16 protein-coding genes are annotated in these 17,941 nt (G+C 65.1%); 12 read left to right on the top strand and 4 right to left on the bottom strand.

Annotated elements, in window-relative coordinates; genetic code table 11:
• Window positions 1-18 precede the first annotated feature (18 nt).
• Entirely contained in the window at window positions 19-1,431 is a 1,413-nt protein-coding gene (locus IPQ13_03565; protein MBL0209982.1) for a peptidase M64, read from the bottom strand.
• A gap of 110 nt (window positions 1,432-1,541) precedes the next feature.
• Between IPQ13_03565 and IPQ13_03560 the strand changes: the two genes are divergently transcribed.
• From IPQ13_03560 to IPQ13_03550, 3 genes are all read left to right on the top strand, one after another.
• A complete protein-coding gene (locus IPQ13_03560; protein MBL0209981.1) occupies window positions 1,542-3,224 on the top strand; it encodes a SpoIIE family protein phosphatase in 1,683 nt (560 codons plus the stop codon).
• A 57-nt stretch (window positions 3,225-3,281) separates the two neighbouring features.
• On the top strand, window positions 3,282-3,608 hold the full coding sequence (locus IPQ13_03555; protein ID MBL0209980.1) for a YhbY family RNA-binding protein: 327 nt from the start codon (window positions 3,282-3,284) through the stop codon (window positions 3,606-3,608).
• Window positions 3,609-4,049: 441 nt separating this feature from the next.
• A complete protein-coding gene (locus IPQ13_03550; GenBank protein MBL0209979.1) occupies window positions 4,050-4,697 on the top strand; it encodes a hypothetical protein in 648 nt (215 codons plus the stop codon).
• Between the two features lie 3 nt (window positions 4,698-4,700).
• On the opposite strand, the gene IPQ13_03545 is transcribed toward IPQ13_03550, so the two are convergent.
• Together IPQ13_03545 and mqnE are read right to left on the bottom strand one after the other, a co-directional pair.
• A complete protein-coding gene (locus IPQ13_03545; protein MBL0209978.1) occupies window positions 4,701-5,252 on the bottom strand; it encodes a 5-formyltetrahydrofolate cyclo-ligase in 552 nt (183 codons plus the stop codon).
• 3 nt (window positions 5,253-5,255) lie between these two features.
• Window positions 5,256-6,416: an aminofutalosine synthase MqnE gene (mqnE, locus tag IPQ13_03540; protein ID MBL0209977.1), complete on the bottom strand. Its 1,161-nt coding sequence runs from the start codon at window positions 6,414-6,416 to the stop codon at window positions 5,256-5,258.
• 492 nt (window positions 6,417-6,908) lie between these two features.
• Here mqnE and IPQ13_03535 point away from each other — a divergent pair, with 492 nt between their 5' ends.
• The 7 genes from IPQ13_03535 (at window position 6,909) to IPQ13_03505 (ending at window position 15,873) form a co-directional block, all read left to right on the top strand.
• A complete protein-coding gene (locus IPQ13_03535) occupies window positions 6,909-7,598 on the top strand; it encodes a TetR/AcrR family transcriptional regulator (GenBank protein ID MBL0209976.1) in 690 nt (229 codons plus the stop codon).
• Window positions 7,599-7,640: 42 nt separating this feature from the next.
• On the top strand, window positions 7,641-8,615 hold the full coding sequence (locus tag IPQ13_03530) for an efflux RND transporter periplasmic adaptor subunit (protein MBL0209975.1): 975 nt from the start codon (window positions 7,641-7,643) through the stop codon (window positions 8,613-8,615).
• A complete protein-coding gene (locus IPQ13_03525) occupies window positions 8,612-9,547 on the top strand; it encodes an ABC transporter ATP-binding protein (GenBank protein ID MBL0209974.1) in 936 nt (311 codons plus the stop codon). Before IPQ13_03530 ends, IPQ13_03525 begins: the two co-directional genes overlap by 4 nt.
• Window positions 9,544-10,518 (top strand): ABC transporter ATP-binding protein, encoded by a 975-nt coding sequence (locus IPQ13_03520; protein ID MBL0209973.1) that lies wholly within the window; start codon window positions 9,544-9,546, stop codon window positions 10,516-10,518. The genes IPQ13_03525 and IPQ13_03520 overlap by 4 nt, the downstream gene beginning before the upstream one ends.
• Window positions 10,515-11,648, top strand: coding sequence for an ABC transporter permease (locus IPQ13_03515; GenBank protein ID MBL0209972.1), 1,134 nt, complete (start codon window positions 10,515-10,517; stop codon window positions 11,646-11,648). Before IPQ13_03520 ends, IPQ13_03515 begins: the two co-directional genes overlap by 4 nt.
• A 2-nt stretch (window positions 11,649-11,650) precedes the next feature.
• A complete protein-coding gene (locus IPQ13_03510) occupies window positions 11,651-12,781 on the top strand; it encodes an ABC transporter permease (protein ID MBL0209971.1) in 1,131 nt (376 codons plus the stop codon).
• A gap of 497 nt (window positions 12,782-13,278) precedes the next feature.
• Window positions 13,279-15,873: a protein kinase gene (locus IPQ13_03505; protein ID MBL0209970.1), complete on the top strand. Its 2,595-nt coding sequence runs from the start codon at window positions 13,279-13,281 to the stop codon at window positions 15,871-15,873.
• Between the two features lie 38 nt (window positions 15,874-15,911).
• Here IPQ13_03505 and IPQ13_03500 read toward each other — a convergent pair whose 3' ends face one another.
• Window positions 15,912-16,268: a hypothetical protein gene (locus IPQ13_03500; protein ID MBL0209969.1), complete on the bottom strand. Its 357-nt coding sequence runs from the start codon at window positions 16,266-16,268 to the stop codon at window positions 15,912-15,914.
• A gap of 92 nt (window positions 16,269-16,360) precedes the next feature.
• Between IPQ13_03500 and IPQ13_03495 the strand changes: the two genes are divergently transcribed.
• Window positions 16,361-16,792, top strand: coding sequence for a hypothetical protein (locus IPQ13_03495; protein MBL0209968.1), 432 nt, complete (start codon window positions 16,361-16,363; stop codon window positions 16,790-16,792).
• Window positions 16,793-16,795: 3 nt separating this feature from the next.
• Entirely contained in the window at window positions 16,796-17,866 is a 1,071-nt protein-coding gene (locus IPQ13_03490) for a hypothetical protein (protein ID MBL0209967.1), read from the top strand.
• Window positions 17,867-17,941 lie beyond the last annotated feature (75 nt).

The following is a 17,941-nucleotide window of genomic DNA, read 5'->3' as shown; positions in this document are numbered from 1 at the left end:
CTCCTGTGGCCATGGGTATCAATGTCCTGCGTACTGGGCGATGACGCCCCTGATCGCCTTGGCGCAGGCGGCGCAGAAGCCGACTTCGTCCCGGGTGAACATGATGCAGTCCTCCTGGCTCCGGAAGTAGCCGGTGGCCTCGTAGTTCGCGCCCTCGAAGGCGCCCACTTCGCCGCTGTGGAGGTCGGTGCCGAGCAACCGGGTCTCGTGCTCGCGCTCACGGCGGAACAGATCCTCCATCACTTTTTCCGGCTTGCCGGCCGCCCGGATGGCGCGGCGCTCCGCCTGGATCCCGTGGCTGAAGGCTTCGAATTCGGATTTCTTCCAAGGGGTGGGCAAGGCGATGCCGGGGCTCAGCAAGGCCATCCACTTGGGCCGCTCCGGATCGGCGGTGACGTTGGGCTCCCAGGGCTCGGTGCGCGGCTTCCCGGCCTCCAGCACCGAATCGCTGGTGTAGTATTCGTCGGCCAGCCCCGCCAGGTGGTGCCCGAACTCATGCACGAAAATGTAGGGCGAGAAGGCGTTGTCGCTGGCGACGGTGCTGTAGAGCTGGTGGATGCCTCCGCCGCCATAGGTGCGGCCGTTCACCAGGATCTCGACGAAATCGTAGGGGGCCTGGGAGGCGAGTTCGCGGAAGGCGCGGTTGTCGAAGGTCAGGACATAGCGCTCGGATTGGAACGCATCATAGGTCGATCCGGCGGGATTTCGCCGGTGGATGCCCGTGCTGGGCCGGGAGATGCCGCTTTCGCGCGCGGGCGGGCAGAGGCCCCACACGTTGAAATCCGTCTTGTGCTCCTGGTAGGGCGGAACAGCGAAAAGCAGCGCCGCCAATCGTTTCGCATCCTTGATGAACTTGGGCCGCTCTGCGGCGGTGTAGCCATCGCCGAGGATCAGGAAATCCACTTTCGAGGACGGGTCGCCGCTTTTCTGGATCGCCACCAGGCCTCCGGCGCTGAGTGGGGCCGACGTGTCCACGTCCTGCGCGCCGGGGTCGACGTCCAGAGTCCAGATTTCCTTCCAGCCATTGCCTTCGGCGCGGCGGAACAGGTGGATCTCCACGGGGCCGCCGGGTTTCGGGAACCGGAAGGATTCAGAAAAGGCCCGGCTCCTTTTCGCAGCCTCGGCTGTGTCCTGCCATTCGCCAAAGATGCTCGCGAATCCGCGGGAGTACAGCAATTCCTTGGTCTTGGCGTTCCGCACCTCGAACTTGAACTTGCCGAGATTGGAATCATCCACAGGCTTGGCGGGATTGCCCGGCCAGGGCAGGGGTTCCAGCACCACCCGGTCCAGGCCGAAGGATTCGGTGGTGGCGGTGCCCTGATGCACGTAATCCACCCGCAGGGTGCGGGGCGGCGGGGCGGCGGGCAGAAGGCGCGCAGAGAAGAGGAGGGGCAGTGCCAAGGTCCAAAGCGCGCGGGTGGACAGCTTCATGGGAGCTCCTGAAGGTGGATGTCCCCTATGGTGCCAGGATCCGGGCCCGCCCTCGGATTCCATGGGGGCGTGAAAAGGAAAATGTAAAAATCAGCGAAGCCGCTGCTAGCATGACCCGTGTTATCACACCCATGAGCCTCCTCTTCCTCAAAATCCCCGGCCAGGCCCCGCGAATGCTGGGTCCCGACCAGTCCTCCTGGCGCATCGGCCGGTCGGCGCAGAACGAGATCGTCGTCGAGGACGCCAGCCTGTCGCGGCACCATGCGCGGCTGGAAGTCATGGACGGCAAGGCCCTGATCGAGGACCTGGGCTCCCTGAACGGGACCATGGTGAACGGGGAGCGGATCAGGGGAGTCCACCCCGTGAAGGCCGGCGACCAGCTGGTGCTGGGCACCGTGATGATGACCCTGGGGGAAGAACCCACCAATATCACCATGATGTCGGCGGTGCAGATCGACAAGGGCGCCAAGGACCAATTGTCCAGCGGCACCATGGTGTTCCGGGCGGCGGAGCTGCGCAGCGGCTCCTATGGCACGGTCCACCCCGAGAACCAGGCCAAGCGGTGGCTCGACGCCCTGGCGATGGTCAGCGACCTGACCCTGGAACTGGTGCAGGACGTGGCGACCGAAATCCTGCTGGACCACCTGATGGAGCGGCTCTTCCAGTTCTTCGAACCGGACCGCAGCGTGGTGATGCTGAGGGATCTGGCTGGCGAATTGCAGCCGGTGGTGGTGCGCACCAACGAGTTCCTGCAGGGCAAGCCCATCAAGCTGAGCCAGACCCTCGTGGACGCGGCCATGGAACGGCGCGAAGCGCTGCTGGTGAACAACGCCTTCGACGATCCGAGGACCTCCGCCGCCGCCAGCATCGTGCGCAGCGGCATGGCCACCATCATGGTCACGCCCCTCGAGCATGAGGGCCAGGTCATCGGCCTGATCTACATGGACGCCAAGGCGTACCGCGAGCCTTTCACCGAGGACGACCTGCGCCTGGTCACCGCCCTCGCCCACATCGCCGCCGCCAAGATCCGCACCGCCCGGCTGGTGGAGGAGGTGCAGAAGAAAAAGGCCATGGACCAGGAGCTGGCCATGGCCCGCCAGATCCAGCAGAAGCTGCTGCCCGAGAAGGACCCCGTGGTGGTGGGCTGGGAACTGTACGGCTCCAACGAGGCTTCCCGGCAGGTTTCCGGGGATCTCTACGGCTACTGGCCCCGGCCGGACGGCAAGCTGTACGTGGCCATCGCCGATGTGAGCGGCAAGGGCATGGGGCCGGGCCTGATGATGGCGGCCTTCACGGCCTACATGTACGCCTGGGCGGAGATCATGCTGCCCCCGTCCGAACTGGCGTCACGGCTCTCGAGCGCGCTGGGCCTGCACACCGCCAAGAACCGCTTCATCACGGCCTTTTTCCTGTTGCTGGATCCGGCCACGGGAACCATCCAGTTCACCAACGCCGGCCACAATCCAGGAATGCTGCTGAGGGCGGACGGCAGCGAAGCGGAACTGGGCTCCCACGGCATGCCCTTGGCCATGCTGGCGGGCACGCCCTACGGCCAGGACGAGCAGACGCTCGAGGTGGGCGACATGCTGGCCTTGTACACCGATGGCATCACCGAGGCCCAGAATCCCGCGGGCATCGATTTCGACATGGTGGGCATCCGGAACGCCGTGAGCGCCCACAAAGGCAAGCCCCTCCCGCTGATCGGGGATGAAATCCACCATTCCCTGGACCGCCACACCCGCGGCGCCCCCCTGGCCGACGACCGGACCCTGGTGTTGGTGCGGCGGCGCTGAGCGCAGAAAGTCCATGCTTCCGTGGAGTGCTTTAGACTGGCTTAGCCGGAGACCGCCATGCTCACACCCAAACAGCGCCAGTACCTGAAGGGCGAGGCCCACCACTTGAAGCCTGTCGTGCACATCGGCAAGGGCGGCGTCACGCCGGCGCTGGTTTCGGAATTGGACATCATGCTGGACAGCCTAGAGCTGGTGAAGATCAAACTGAACCAGAACACCTTCGAGGACGAAAAAACCGTCATTGCCGCGCTGTGCGGGAAGATCAGCGGCCTGGAGCATGTGTGGAGCATCGGCAAGACATTGCTGTTTTTCCGGCCAAGCCGGACGAAAGTGACGAAATTTCCGCTACCAAGCGGAAAGGGGCCTTCAAGCTCCGAATCCTGAGGCCTGGTGCCTTTTTGCATAAAAGACAATTTGATAACAAAGCAAGTTTAGCTATCTAATTTTCACGATTAAAAACTCATCCACAGATTTCACAGATGACACAGATTCCCAAGTATTGTCGGCCCAGAGGCACCTCCTCCCTATCCCCCCCCCCCCCCCCCCCCCCCCCCCGGCCCCGGCCCCCCCCCCCCCCCCCCCCGGGCCGCCCCGCGCGGGGCGGCCGCCCCCCCCCCCCGCCCGGCCCCCCCCCCCCCCCCCCCCCCCCCCCCCCCCCCCCCCCCCCCCCCCCCCCCCCCCCCCCCCCCCCCCCCCCCCGGGGGGGCCCCCCCCCCCCCTTCCCCCTTCATCGTGTAATCGGTGGAATCTGTGGATTCATGGCCTTTTTCGCGTATGTGTGCCAAGCGATTTCAGGCTGAGGTTTGTGGGTAATCAGGATTTGTTATGCAGGTGTCCAACATGATTTCAGCTCTCGGTTATCTCGCAACGCTTTTCCTGGCCACATCGCTTCTTGTCAAGCGGGCGCTGTGGTTCCGTTGGATCAATCTTTTCGGCAACCTCACCTTCATTTTATACGGCGGGCTGATCCACGCATTTCCCGTGATGCTGACGAACAGCGTGCTTTTTATCATCAATATGGCGCAACTCGCCAGTCTCTACTCGCGGAAGGAACATTTCGAATTCGTCCAGATCCGGACCGGCGACGAGATCGTTGGGAGCTTCCTCAAGTTCTATAGGAAAGACCTCGCCAAGTACTTTCCCGGCTTCCAGTTCACGGAGGATGCAGGGCGGATCTGCTTCATGGTCCTGCGCGATATGACCATCGCAAACCTGTTCGTGGCCCGCAAGGCCGAAGAAGGGACGATCGTCGTGGAGGTCAACTATACCGTTCCGCAATTCCGCGATTACAAGGTCGGGAAATTCATCTTCGACAAGGACCGCGACTACCTGAGAGCACGCAACGTCCACACGATCCGGACCCGATCCCATTTAAGCGAGCATACGGAATTTCTGAAACGCATGGGATTTACCGCCACCGTGATCAACGGCGATGTTTATTTCGAGAAAAAACTGAACGGTAACGACGGTTAGCTGTCAATCCCTCAGATCCCGGATGCGCTTTTCGGTGCAGAGCCAGTCCACGGGCATATCGTGGGGATCTTCGGGGACGTGATCCACGACCTGCGCTTCAAAACCGACGCCCATCACGATCAGCTCCGGTCCGACATGGTCCAGGAGCGCGTCGTAGTATCCGCCGCCATAACCCACGCGGTAGCCCCGATCGTCGAAGGCCAGCCCCGGCACCAGAAGGAGCTGGGCGGGGGGATCGAAATGCGGCGCGAAATGGGGCTCCATCAGGCCGTAGAACCCCATTTCCAGCGGTTCCATGCCCCAGGCCAGGCGCGGCGGCGACGAAGAGACGACTTTGGGGAAGTAGAAACTCCAATCCGGGCGGGCGCGGACGAAGTCCCGCAGATCCACCTCGGAACCGAAGGGCCAGAAGGCAGCGATGCGGTGGAGGCGGCGGCTGATGCAGAACTGCCGGAGCGAATCGCAGATGAGGCCGGAAAGCCGTACGCGTTCAGGCTCCGGAAGCCCGCTTCGCAGCGCGCGGATCCGCTTCCGCAGCTCGGACTTCGAATCCATCGGTCAGACCGGCTGCGGAAGCGGCGGCTCCTCCGCGTAGGTCCGGTACAGGTTGTCGCGCTCCAGGGGCTCGAAGCCTGCGGCCCGGATGAGGCGCGCCAGCTCCGCCTTGGTGAGGCCCTGTGGCGTCAGGGCGCCGGCGTCGTGGGCGATCTCTTCTTCGATGATGGTGCCGTCCAGGTCATCGGCGCCGTAGGAGAGTCCGACTTGAGCCATTCCTGGCGAAATCATCACCCAATAGGCCTTGATGTGCGGCACGTTGTCGAGCAGCAGCCGGGCCACGGCGATCTCGCGGAGATCACCATCGCCTGTGGTCTCGTGGATGACGTGGGTGCGGCTCAGCTCGTTGTTCTCGTTCTGGTAGGCCAGGGGGATATAGGCGAGGAAGGCCGTCTTCCCATTTTTCAAGGAGCGGTCCTGCAGGTCCCGCAGCCGCAAAAGGTGGTCCACCTTATGGCTGGGCTCCTCGATGTGGCCGTAGAGCATGGTGCAGTTCGTGGGAATGCCCTTCGCATGGCACAGCTCCGCGTTCTTCAGCCATACGTTCGCATCCTTCTTGCCGATGCAGATCTGCTCGCGGATGCCTTCGTCGAATATTTCCGCGCCGCCGCCGGGGCAGCTCTCCAGGCCCGCCGCCACGCAGCGGTCCAGGAATTCCTCCATGGAGATGCCGCTGACCCGCGCGTAGTAGTCCATCTCCACCATGGTGAAGACCTTCAGGTGCATATCGGGGAAGCGCGCTTTGATTTTCCGGAAAAGGTCCTCGAAATACTCGATCTTCAGTTTCGGGTAGTGGCCGGCCACCATGTGGAGTTCGCGGACGCCGGCGCTCTCGGGCTTCTCCAGGTCCTTGATGATGTCCTCGGCGCTGAGCACATAGGCCCGCGGGTCGCCGGGCTTGGCCTGGAAGGCGCAGAACTGGCAGTGGGTATAGCAGATGTTCGTGTAGCTCAGGCGGCGGCTGGCGACGAAGTACGTCTTCAGGCCATGCTTGGAAAGGCGGACATGATGGGCCATGGCGCCCACGCCGTTCAGATCCTGGGTCTGGTAAAGCAGCAGGCCGTCCTCGAAAGATAGGCGCTCGCCCCGGGCGACCTTGTCTGCCACCGGGAGCAGGCGTTCGTCGCGGATGTAGGAGCGGAGCGGGCGGGGAAGGGCGTGCATTGCGTGACCTCTGGTTCCAGTCTACCGGCTGCGGATGGCGGGCGCAGGTTCCAGGCGGGACGCGGGCGGTGGCATCATACGGAGTTGCCTTAAAAAAGATAGAATTCACCGCCAAGACGCCAAGCACGCCAAGAAAAGCAAACTCCATCAATGTTGATTTGAGCCCGAAACCGCTTCGCGGGGCGCGTAGCGCCAGCGGGCCCAAGGTCCGCAAATTCAGACGGCCCGGCGCGGGTCACACCAAGGCGTGAGGCCGTCGCCGGGCCGTCTGAATTCCATTCGCGGAGCTGGCACATGATGAGTATCCTTGGCGTGCTTGGCGTCTTGGCGGTGAATTGTTTTCTACACGATGGAACGCGACTAGGCATCCGCCTTCGCGGGCATTGCGCGGATCCAGTCCGCCCGCTTTGGGTTTCAACCTTTGATGAAGATTCCACTTGCTGCGAAAGCTGGTTCAATCCATATTTCAACGTGTGTTGAAATGGAGGGCCATTGCCCCAGCGAGCCGAACCATCCCGGAACCGCGGACCCAAGGCCAAGAAGGTGGATCCGGGGCACCTGCTGGATGCGGCCCAGGCGGTATTCGCGCGCGAAGGGGTGCAGGGCGCCAGCATCCGGGCCATCGCCCGGGAGGCCGGCTGCGATCCCGCGCTGATCTACTACCACTTCGAAAGCAAGGGCGCGATGTTCAGCGCGCTCCTGGACCGCAAATTCCCGGACATGCTCCAGATGCTGCAAAGCATCGCGGACCCCGAGGACCCCCGCCACACCGCCGAGCGGCTGTGGGCCATCCTGCAGACCTACCACACCCGTCTGGTCCATGACGCGGGCTTCCGCGCCACGGTCCGCGGAGAGATCGTCCGGGGCGCCGAGGGCACCATGGACGCGCTCACCCAGCGGATCTCGCCCCTTCTGCAGACCTTGACCCAGCTTATGCGGCAGGGTATCCAGCGGGGGCACATCCGGGCCGATCTGCCACCCATGCTGGGGGTCTTCTTCTTCATCCGGATGGAATTCGAGATCCTGGACCTGATCCCGGTCATGGCGCCTCAGCTCATCGAGATCAAGGCCGAGGATGCCGTGGCCTGGGCGGAGCGCGCCTGGTTCGAACTTTTCTGGCGGGGAGTGGCCGCCAAGCCCCAGGAGGGGCTGGCCTTCCTCAGCACCTTGGCCGGCACCTGAAGCTGGCCCTCCGCCATCCAGCTTCACGAAGGAGTCCCATCCATGTATCGAAAATCCCTCCTCCCCATCGCCGCCTCCATGATCGCGGGCGCTTTGCTCGTCACCTGCGACCGGAGCGGACCAAGCGACCGCCTCCGGCTCTCCGGAAACCTGGAGGTGGTCCAGACGGAAGTCAGTTTCCGGGTTCCGGGCAAAGTGCTGGAGCGCCCCGTGGACGAGGGGCTCCTGGTGAAGCAGGGGCAGCTCATCGCCCGGCTCGATGCCAGGGACCTGGAACAGCAGGTGGCCATGCAGCAGGCCAATGCGGCCACCGCCAAGGCCGCCCTGGCGGAGCTGCTCGCCGGATCCCGCAAGGAGGAGGTCGAAGCCTCGAAGGCCGCCCTGGATCAGGCCACCGCCGACTTGAAGCGGCAGGAGCCGGATGAAGCCCGGATCCATGATCTCTACAAGCAGGGCATCCTCTCCATCCGCGACTATGAGGCTTCCCATGCCGCATTTCTGGCGGCCAAGGCCAAAGCCCGGCAAGCCGAACAGCAGCATGCGCTCGTCAAGATGGGGCCGAGGGCCGAGGATATCGCCCAGGCCAGGGCCCGGTACGAGCAGGCTCAGCAGGCCCTGGCCCTGGCCCAGACTCAGCTGGGCTATGCCACTTTGACAGCGCCCACCGCCGGCGTGGTGCTCTCCAAGAATGTGGAACCCAACGAATATGTGGCCCCGGGAACGTCGGTGGTGACCCTGGCGGATCTGACCAAGCTCTGGCTGCGGGCCTACATCGAGGAGACGGATCTGGGCCGGGTGAAAACCGGACAGATCGTCTACCTGACCACGGATACCTACCCGGGCAAGAAATACGAAGGCCGCGTGTCCTTCATCTCCTCGGAAGCCGAATTCACGCCCAAGAGCGTCCAGACGCAGAAGGAGCGGGTGAAGCTGGTCTACCGCATCAAGATCGACGTTCCCAATCCGAACCTGGAGCTGAAGCCCGGCATGCCCGCGGACGCGGAGATCCAGTTTTGACCGACGCCATCCGGGTCGAAGCCCTGACGCGCGGATTCGGCGGGGTCCTGGCCGTGGACGGCCTGTCGTTCTCGGTGGCGGAAGGGGAGATCTTCGGATTGGTCGGCCCGGATGGAGCGGGCAAGACCACCACCATGCGCCTGCTCACGGCCATCCTGGCGCCCACTTCGGGGGATGCGTGGGTGGATGGGCTCCACGTGGCGCGCGAGGCCGAATCCATCAAGGAGCGCATCGGCTACATGAGCCAGCGCTTCGGCCTCTATCCCGATCTCACGGTCATCGAAAACATCGATTTCTACGCGGACCTCTACGGTGTGGGCCGCAAAGGGCGCGACGAGCGCGTGGACCGCCTGCTGGCCTTCAGCAATCTGACCCCCTTCAAGCGCCGCCGCGCGGGCGATCTTTCTGGCGGCATGAAGCAAAAGCTGGGCCTCGCCTGCACCCTGGTCCACACACCCAAGGTGCTCTTCCTGGACGAACCCACCAACGGCGTGGATCCGGTCTCCCGCCGGGACTTCTGGCGCATCCTCTACCAGCTCCTGCGGGAACGGGTGACCATCTTCGTGTCCACCGCCTACCTCGATGAAGCCGAGCGCTGCAGCCGCATCGGTCTCATGCACCAGGGGAAGCTTTTGGCGTGCGATACGGTGGACGGCGTCAAGAAGTTGATGAAGGGCACGCTCCTGGTGGTGCGCTGTGAGCAGGTGCGGAGGGCAGGGGCCTTGCTCCGGGAGGCGGAACTTGGCTCTGTCGCTCTGTTCGGCGACCGCCTGCACGTGGTGGTGGACGACGTCGATCGGGGACGCTCCGCCATCGGGACCGTGCTGAAACGGGAAGGGTTGGCCTGCCTCGAAATCCGCGTCGACGAGCCATCACTGGAGGATGTCTTCACCTCCGCGCTTCCGCAAAACGTCCAGGGGAGGGCCTCATGACGCCTGAACCCGCGCCTTTGGCGGTCACGCTGCGGGATCTTTCGCGGCGCTTCGGGGAGTTCGTAGCGGTGGACCGCGTGAGCCTGGATGTGCGCCAGGGCGAGATCTTCGGCTTCCTGGGACCCAACGGCGCGGGCAAGTCCACCACCATCCGCATGCTCTGCGGGCTGCTGGAACCCAGCGGGGGCAGCGGCACCGTGGCGGGCTTCGACATCCACACCGAACGGGAGGAGATCAAGCGCAGCATCGGCTACATGAGCCAGAAATTCTCGCTCTATGAAGATCTGACGGTGGAGGAAAACATCAATTTCTTCAGCGGCATCTACCGGATCCCGAAAGAGAAGAAGCTGGCCCGCAAGGAATGGGTGCTTCAGATTTCAGGCCTCCAGGACCACCGCAAGACTCGGACAGGCTTGCTGCCGGGGGGCTGGAAACAGCGTCTCTCCTTGGGCTGCGCGCTGCTCCACGAACCGCGGATCCTCTTCCTGGACGAGCCGACCTCGGGCGTGGATCCCTTGAGCCGGCGTCAATTCTGGGATCTGATCTACGGCCTCGCGGCCACGGGTGTGACCGTATTCGTCACCACCCACTACATGGAGGAGGCCGAGTACTGCGACCGCCTGGCGCTCATCTACCGGGGGGAACTCATCGCCGAGGGCACCGCCGGCGACCTGAAGGAACACGCGATGCCCGACCAGGTGCTGCGCATCGCCTGCGCACAGCCCCAGGAGGCGCTCCTAGTGGCATCGGCCTTGGATGGCGCGCGGGACGCGGCCCTCTTCGGACGCGAGATCCACGTGATGACCGGCGACGCCGAGGCTCTTGCTCCCCGGCTCCGCCAAGCTCTCGAAACCGCTGGCTTCGCGGTCGAAGCCGCGGAACGCATCACCCCTTCGCTGGAGGATGTCTTCGTTGCGCTCATCGAGGCGCGCGACCGGATCGAAGGCGCCCAGAAGGAGTTCGCCCGATGAACCCGGTCCGGCTCTGGGCGGTGGCCCGCAAGGAATTCATCCATGTCCTGCGGGATCCCAGGGCCCTGGGCATCAGCATCTTCCTGCCCTTGGTGCTGCTGCTGCTCTTCGGCTATGCCCTCACGCTCGACGTGGACCGGGTGCCGCTGGTGGTGTGGGACCGGAGCGGTACGGTCCAGAGCCGGGACTTGGTGTCCCGGTTCGAGGGGTCGCGGTACTTTTCGCTGGTGCGCCGCGTCGGTGGCTATGGGGAGGCGGAGGAGGAGATCGACCACGGCCGGGCCATGATGGCCCTGGTCGTGCCCGTGGATTTCGGCCGGAAGGTGGCGGCGGACCGGCCGGTCCAGGTGCAGATCCTGGCCGACGGCAGCGACGCCAACACCGCCACCCTGGCCCTGGGCTACGCGGAATCCATCGTGCGCGGCTATTCGCAGGAGATCGTCCTGGAACAGGCCCGGAGGCTCACGGGGCGCGTGCCGGCGATTCCGTTGGAACTCCGCCCGAGGGTCTGGTTCAACACGGACATGCAGTCCCGGATCTTCATCGTCCCGGGCCTGATCGCCGTGATCATCATGCTCATCGCTGCGGTGCTCACTTCGCTCACGGTGGCGCGGGAGTGGGAGACCGGCACCATGGAGCAGCTCATCTCCACCCCCGTGCGGGGTCCGGAGCTGATCCTGGGCAAGCTCATGCCCTACTTCGCGGTGGGGGTGCTGGACCTGATCCTCTCGGTGCTGGCCGGGCGGTACCTCTTCGAGGTGCCCATGCGCGGAAGCCTGCTGCTGCTCGCCGCGGTGTCGGCGGTCTACCTCGTGGGCGCGCTGTGCATGGGCATCCTCATCAGCAGCCTCGCCAAGACGCAGCTCCTCGCCAGCCAGATGGCCTTCACGACCACCTTCCTGCCCGCCTTCCTGCTTTCGGGCTTCATGTTCGACATCGCGAACATGCCGAAGGCGCTGCAGGTGATCACCTACCTGGTGCCCGCGCGCTACTTCGTGACCATCCTGAGGGGCCTCTACCTCAAGGGCATGGGACTCTCGGAGTTGTGGCTGGAATGCCTGCTGATGGTGGTGTTCGGCGCGGCGATGCTGGGCCTGGCCGTGACGTCGTTCAAAAAAAGGCTGGTGTGAGCATGTTCGAACGGCTGAAGCACATGCTCATCAAGGAATTCATCCAGGTCTTCCGGGATCCGAGGATGCGCGCCGTCATCCTGGTCATTCCCGTCCTCCAGGTCGTGATCTTCGGGTACGCCGTCAATACGGATGTGCGCCACATCCCGACGGCCGTGTACGACCTGGACAACACGCCCGCCAGCCGGGAACTGGTGGCCCGCTTCGAAGGCTCCGGCTACTTCGATGTGCGGCGGCGCTTGGGCCGCGAAGAAGAGGTCCGGCAAGCCATCGACTCCGGGAACGTCAAGGCGGTGCTGCGCCTGAACCGCGGGTTCGGGCAGGAGCTGAACGGAGGCCGGACCGCCGTGGTCCAGCTCCTGCTCGACGGCTCGGATTCCAACACCGCGGGCATCGTGCTCTCCTACGCGTCGCGGATCGCCGCGGCGCACAACCAGAAGACGATGATCGGCCGGATGTCGCGCAGCGCGGGCGTGCGATTCGATTCCGACCCGGTGTCGCTGGCCTCCCGGGCCTGGTTCAACCCCAACCTGGAGAGCCGCTACTACTTCCTGCCCGGCGTCATCGCCTCGCTGGTCATGCTCATCTCCATCATCCTTTCGAGCATGGCCATCGTCCGCGAGCGCGAGATCGGAACCATGGAGCAGATCATGGTGACGCCCATCGGAAGGCTGGAATTCATCCTCGGCAAGACCGTCCCCTTCGCCCTCATCGGCTTCGTGGATGTGGCCCTGGTGAGCCTCGTGGCGGTCTTCTGGTTCAAAGTGCCCCTCGTCGGCAATCCACCTACGCTCTTCTTCGCCACAGGGCTCTACCTCATGAGCACCCTGGGCGTGGGCCTGCTCATCTCCACCATGAGCCGCACCCAGCAGCAGGCCATGATGACCGCGTTCTTTTTCGCCATGCCCGCCATCCTGCTCTCCGGCTTCATCTATCCCATCGCGAACATGCCCGAGCCGGTGCAGTGGCTCACCTATCTGAACCCCCTCCGGCACTTCCTCATCATCATCCGGGGCGTATTCCTTAAGGGCGTTGGCTTCAGCGTCCTTTGGCCCCAGATGCTCGAACTGTTCGTGCTCGGCGCGGCGCTGCTGGCGCTCGCCGCGGGCCGCTTCAAGAAGACCATGGCCTGATTCCAAGCTGCATTCAAAGAAATAGGACCACCAAGGCACAAAGGGCACAAAGAGACCCGTCATGTGCGAGCTTCGCAGATGAAATTCAGGTGGCCCGGCGGCGGGCTCACGCTTGATCCGCGCCGCCACGAACGCCTCGCCCGCCGCTACGCCCCCCAGATTTCGAGCCAGATCAGCCATGTGAGCATGGTCTTTCTTGTTCTTTGTCTTGGTGGTGAATTTTTATCTTTTCGAATGCAAACTCGTATGAGCTTCCGCCAGACGGCTCCAGGTGCGGATTTCGGCTGGTGGTCCCAGCCCGCGGACGCTGAGGCTTTGCCTTGACCCCCGCAAGTCATTAGGTGTATCCAGGACCAGGAATCCCCCATGCCAATCCTCTGCAACGCCCCGGCGGCTCCGGCCAGAACTCCCTTTCCGCTCCGGATCAGGTCGTTGAACCGGGGCGCTCCCGCCGAGACTGCAGCCAAGGGGCGTCTGCTTCCCTCCGGCAGCAGCTCATGACGCTCCAACCCGGCGCCCAGCTCGGACCGTACACGATCCTGGGCCAGATCGGCGCCGGGGCCATGGGCGAGGTATACAAGGCCCTGGACACCAAGCTGGAGCGCGAGGTGGCCGTGAAAGTGCTGCCGCGCGCCTTGGCGGAGCAGGGCGAGTTCCTGGGTCGGTTCGAGCGGGAAGCCAAGGCGGTGGCCGCGCTTTCACATCCGAACATCCTTGGGATTTTCGATATCGGCCAGGAGGGCGAGGTCCACTACGCCGCCATGGAGCTGCTGGAGGGCGAGTCCCTCCGGGAAGCCATTTCCGCCGGGCCCATGCCGCCGAAGCGGGCCATGGATCTGGCCCACCAGATGGCCCTCGGCCTGGCCGCGGCCCACGACAAGGGCATCACCCACCGGGATCTCAAGCCGGAGAATCTGTTCATCACCCGGGACGGCCGCCTGAAGATCCTGGACTTCGGCCTTGCGAAACGGACGCCCAGGAACGGACCCGTCGGGGAGACCGCCTTCACGGACACGCAACCCGCGGGGCGGAAGGATGACGTGAGCACGATTTCCGGGACCCTGCTGGGCACCGTGGGCTACATGAGCCCCGAGCAGGCCCGCGGCGAAGCGGTGGACCATCGCTCGGACATTTTCTCCTTCGGTCTGGTGCTCTATGAAATGCTCAGCGGACGCCAGGCATTTGAACGGCCTTCGGCGCCGGAGATCCTTGCCGCCATCATCCGGGACGAGCCCGAGCCGCCGGGCTCCCTGCGGGGCGGCCTGCCGCCCGCCCTGGAGCGGACCATCCTCCATTGCCTTGAAAAGCGTCCGGAAGCCCGGTTCCAGAGCATGCGCGACGTGGCCTTCGATCTGGAATCCGCCATGGGCAGCGGGTTCGGGGGTCCGCGCGCGGCCGGGCGCTTCCGCGCCTCCTGGCGGCGCTGGGCCCTGGGCGCTGCGGTGGCGGCGCTGCTCATCGGAGGGCTGTTTTCGGCCTGGTTCCTGGGGGGGCGCTCCCGGGGCTCCGCCACCCAACCCAGCTACACGCGCGTGAGCTTCCGCCAAGGGCAGCTCCATGCCGCCCGGTTCACTCCGGACGGCGGAGGCATCGTCTACAGCGCCGCGTGGGGAGAAGAGCCATTCAAGCTCTATACCAGCCGGCTCGACCACATCGAGGACCGTCCGCTGGGCCTGGAGAATGCCCAATTGCTGGGGATCTCTTCAAAAGGCGAGTTGGCCCTGGGCCTCCGTTGCGAGCAGCCGAACATCTGGATATTCCGCGGGACCCTCGCCCGGGCGCCCATGGATGCCACGGCTCCGCGGGAGATGCTGCCGGGCGTCGAGTGGGCCGATTGGTCCCCCGCGGGGGAACCGGCGGTGGTGAGGCATGTGGAGGGCCGCTGGCGGGTGGAACATCCCATCGGGCAAGTGAAGGCGGAGACGACGGGCTGGTTCAGCCATCTCCGCTTCGCACCGGATGGAAGCGCCCTGGCCTTCATCGAGCATCCGATCCCCAACGATGACGCTGGACGGGTCTGCCGGCTGGACCTCGCCACCGGCGAAGTCCGGCGGCTCACAAAGGACTGGAGCTCCGCGAACGGACTCGCGTGGAAGGGCAAGGAGATCTGGTTCTCCGCGGCGGAGGCCAGCATCGACAGTTCTCTCTACGTGGTCGAGCCCCCGGGCGAGCCTCGTCTGGCCCTCCGAATTCCCGGCGCGCTCTACCTGCATGACATCGCTGCGGATGGGCGCATCCTGCTCAGCCTGGAGAACCAGCGCACGGGCATCCTGTTCCTGAAAGACAAGGAGGTCCGGGATCTGTCCTGGCGGACCTGGTCCTACCTGTGGGCGTTGTCCGCCGACGGGACCAGCCTGCTGTTCGACGAGGAGGGCGAAAGCTCGGGCCCGGACTACGAATTGTTCCTCCGCCGCACCGATGGGAGCCCCGCAATGCTCCTGGGCCGCGGCGCGCCTTCCGCGCTTTCGCCGGACGGGAAATGGGTGGCCACGGTGCTGCGGAGCCCGCAGCCCCACGTGGCGCTGCTCCGGACGGGGCCCGGCGACGCGAAGTCGCTGCCGGCCCACGGCATCGACAACTATTTTTCCATGGCCTTCACACCCGACGGCCGGAGCCTGATCTACTCGGGCGGGGAAGCCGGCAAGGGCACGCGCGTCTACATCCAGGATCTCGAAGGTGGCCAGGCCCGGCCCCTGACGCCCGAAGGGACGACCCTGCCGCTCCGGGGCGCTTTTTTATCGCCAGATGGCCACCACTTCCTGGCCCGGGGCCGCGAAGGTCCCGCGCTCTGGGACCTGGAAACGCCCGAAGGCCCGCCGACCTTCGTGAAAGGCTTGCAGGACGGCCAGTGGGTGCTCCAGTGGATGCCCGACATGAAGCGCATCCTCGTCTATCGCCCCGGCCGGCTGCCCGTGACGATCCACGCGCTCGATCCGGCTTCCGGGAAGCAGGTGCCCTGGCGCACCGTCGCGCCCCCCGGCTACCTGGACGCCCGCCTCGACAACGCCCGCCTCACCCCCGACGGCACCACCCTGGTCACGAACTACCGCCGCAGGCTGTCGACTTTGTTTGTGATGGAAGGGGTGGAGTGATCGGTCTTGGAATGGCGCCCCTCATTGACCGATGCGCTTCAACGGCTGGCCTGAAAGCCGTTGATCTCTCCGCGGGCGCCATCGATGATCCGGAGCACATGCGCTTCGATCCTGCCCGCTTCGCCCCGGTGGCCGGGAATCCACACCTTCAACGTGTAGGTGTTTCCTTCCTGGTTCGCCACCCAGTACCAGCCCGATTCTTCGAGAGGCGGATAGCCTTTGGCGCGGTAGCGATGAAACCGGTATGAGCTTGTGCGTTGCCACGCGAACTCCGCGTCGCCGCCGGATTGATGCCATGTCCCCTGGAAGGGCCGGGGCCATGCGATCACCGCGATCGCTGCGAACCCGATGCCTGATGCCGCGAACAGGAAATGCCTTTTCCCGGATTTTTTCATGAACCCATACTAGGCGGTTCCAACCCATGTCCTATGCTCGCTGTCTACCCATGTGTGAACAGCAACCAATCAGGAGAACGACGGGGGCCCCTATGTTCAATCCAGGATTTCCCGGCGGGACCACCGAATCCGCATGGAAAAGGATCGTGGAAACGTATCCGGACCGGGTCGCGGCGACCCAGGAGCGGCGCTTCGCGTTCCGCCTGGGGGAGGAGCGCGTGGTTGCCCGCTCCGTGAGCTACAAGCTGCTCCAGGGCGCAGACTGGGAGGAGGCGGCCTGGCCCAAGGTATTGCTGCGGGACGATCAATTCGGACTGGTGCAGGAGGCCATCGCGCCCTGGCTGACGCTGTTCCTCCGGGAAGCCCCCGTGTCCAGGCGGTTCGCGTTCGATCTCCCGGTCCAAGCGCTCGATGGCAGTCCCGCGGAGCTGCGCGTGGAAGCGGCCTGGGAGCCATCCACGGGCACGCTGAAGAGCTGGTGGCTGTCCGAGCACAACCTGGACACCCCGCGGTTGAGGTATTGATCCATGTGGACCAAGGGACCCGTCACCTGCCACCTCTCGCCCTCGGAAGCGCTGCCAGCGCCATTGGCGCTCCACCTTGAGCTGGCCGCGCTGGCGGAACTGCGCGTCCCGGGCGCAGGCCGGGCCCGCTTCCGCGTGGGTGGTCCTGGCCAGGCCGAGCAGGAGGTCGGCTATGCAACGCGGGTGGAGACCACGGAGGAACTGGGCCGCTATGCGGATCCGCATGATCCCGCCCTGCCGGATCCCGACATGGAGGAGGTCTGGGTGCTGGCCGGAGTCCATACGGAACCCCGCTACGTCCTTATTGAAGGGCCGGTGCTCCGGGCGCGCCTGGAGGCTGTACTGGCGGCCGACCCGCGGGCGCAGCAGCCCTTCGCCCGCGAAAAAGGGTTGGCGCCCTACCTGCCAGCCGCGGCCCGCTACGATGGCGTGGGAACGCTCACGGAGCTGGCGGACCCTTGCGAGACCTGCGGCCGCCGGGCGGGCTTCACCGGGCGGGTGGACGTGCGGGGCAGGGAGGTCTACGCGCTGCTCCACTGCCCCCAGTGCCGCGTGGACTTCCCGGTCTGGTCGCGGGCGGCGGAGCCGGTGCTCGCGGCCTGGCAGGCTGCTTCCATGGACGCCCCCGATCGGCTGCGGCTGCGCGAAGCCCTGGCGGTGCTCCGGGACGGCGCAGGGACCGAGGCGCTGATCCTCGACGCGGAAAATGGCCGGAGGCTGCCCTGGATCGGCATCGATGAGATCCGCATCGCGCCGGGCCTAGCCGAGCGGTGGCTTGGGCTGGTCCTGGACCGCGCAAACTGGGTTCCGGTCCCATCCATGCGCGGCCGATGGACCGAGGCGCTCGCGTTCATGGGCGTCATGGGGGTGGGAGCTTCGGCGATCGCCGCGCGCCTGGGCCGGGCCGATGATGATGATCTGGCCAGTGCTTTCATGGACCTGGCCCGGCGTCCCAGTCCCGCATTGGCCGCCCTGCGGCCGGTGGTGGACGCGCTCGACGAGGCCCGGTTTCCGAAGGCGCGGGCGGCAGCGAAGCGCATACCGGGACTGGGGCCGCCAGGGGTGCGCGATTGACTCGAACACCCTGAAAATTTTCAAGCAGTCGATAGCGCCTTCAACCCGTTTTCGATTCCAGGGTTCCATCACCCC

The sequence above is a fragment of the Holophagaceae bacterium genome (assembly GCA_016720465.1).
Lineage (GTDB): Bacteria > Acidobacteriota > Holophagae > Holophagales > Holophagaceae > JANXPB01.
Note: the sequence above shows the minus strand (reverse complement) of the source record. Positions and strands in the feature narration are given on the sequence as shown.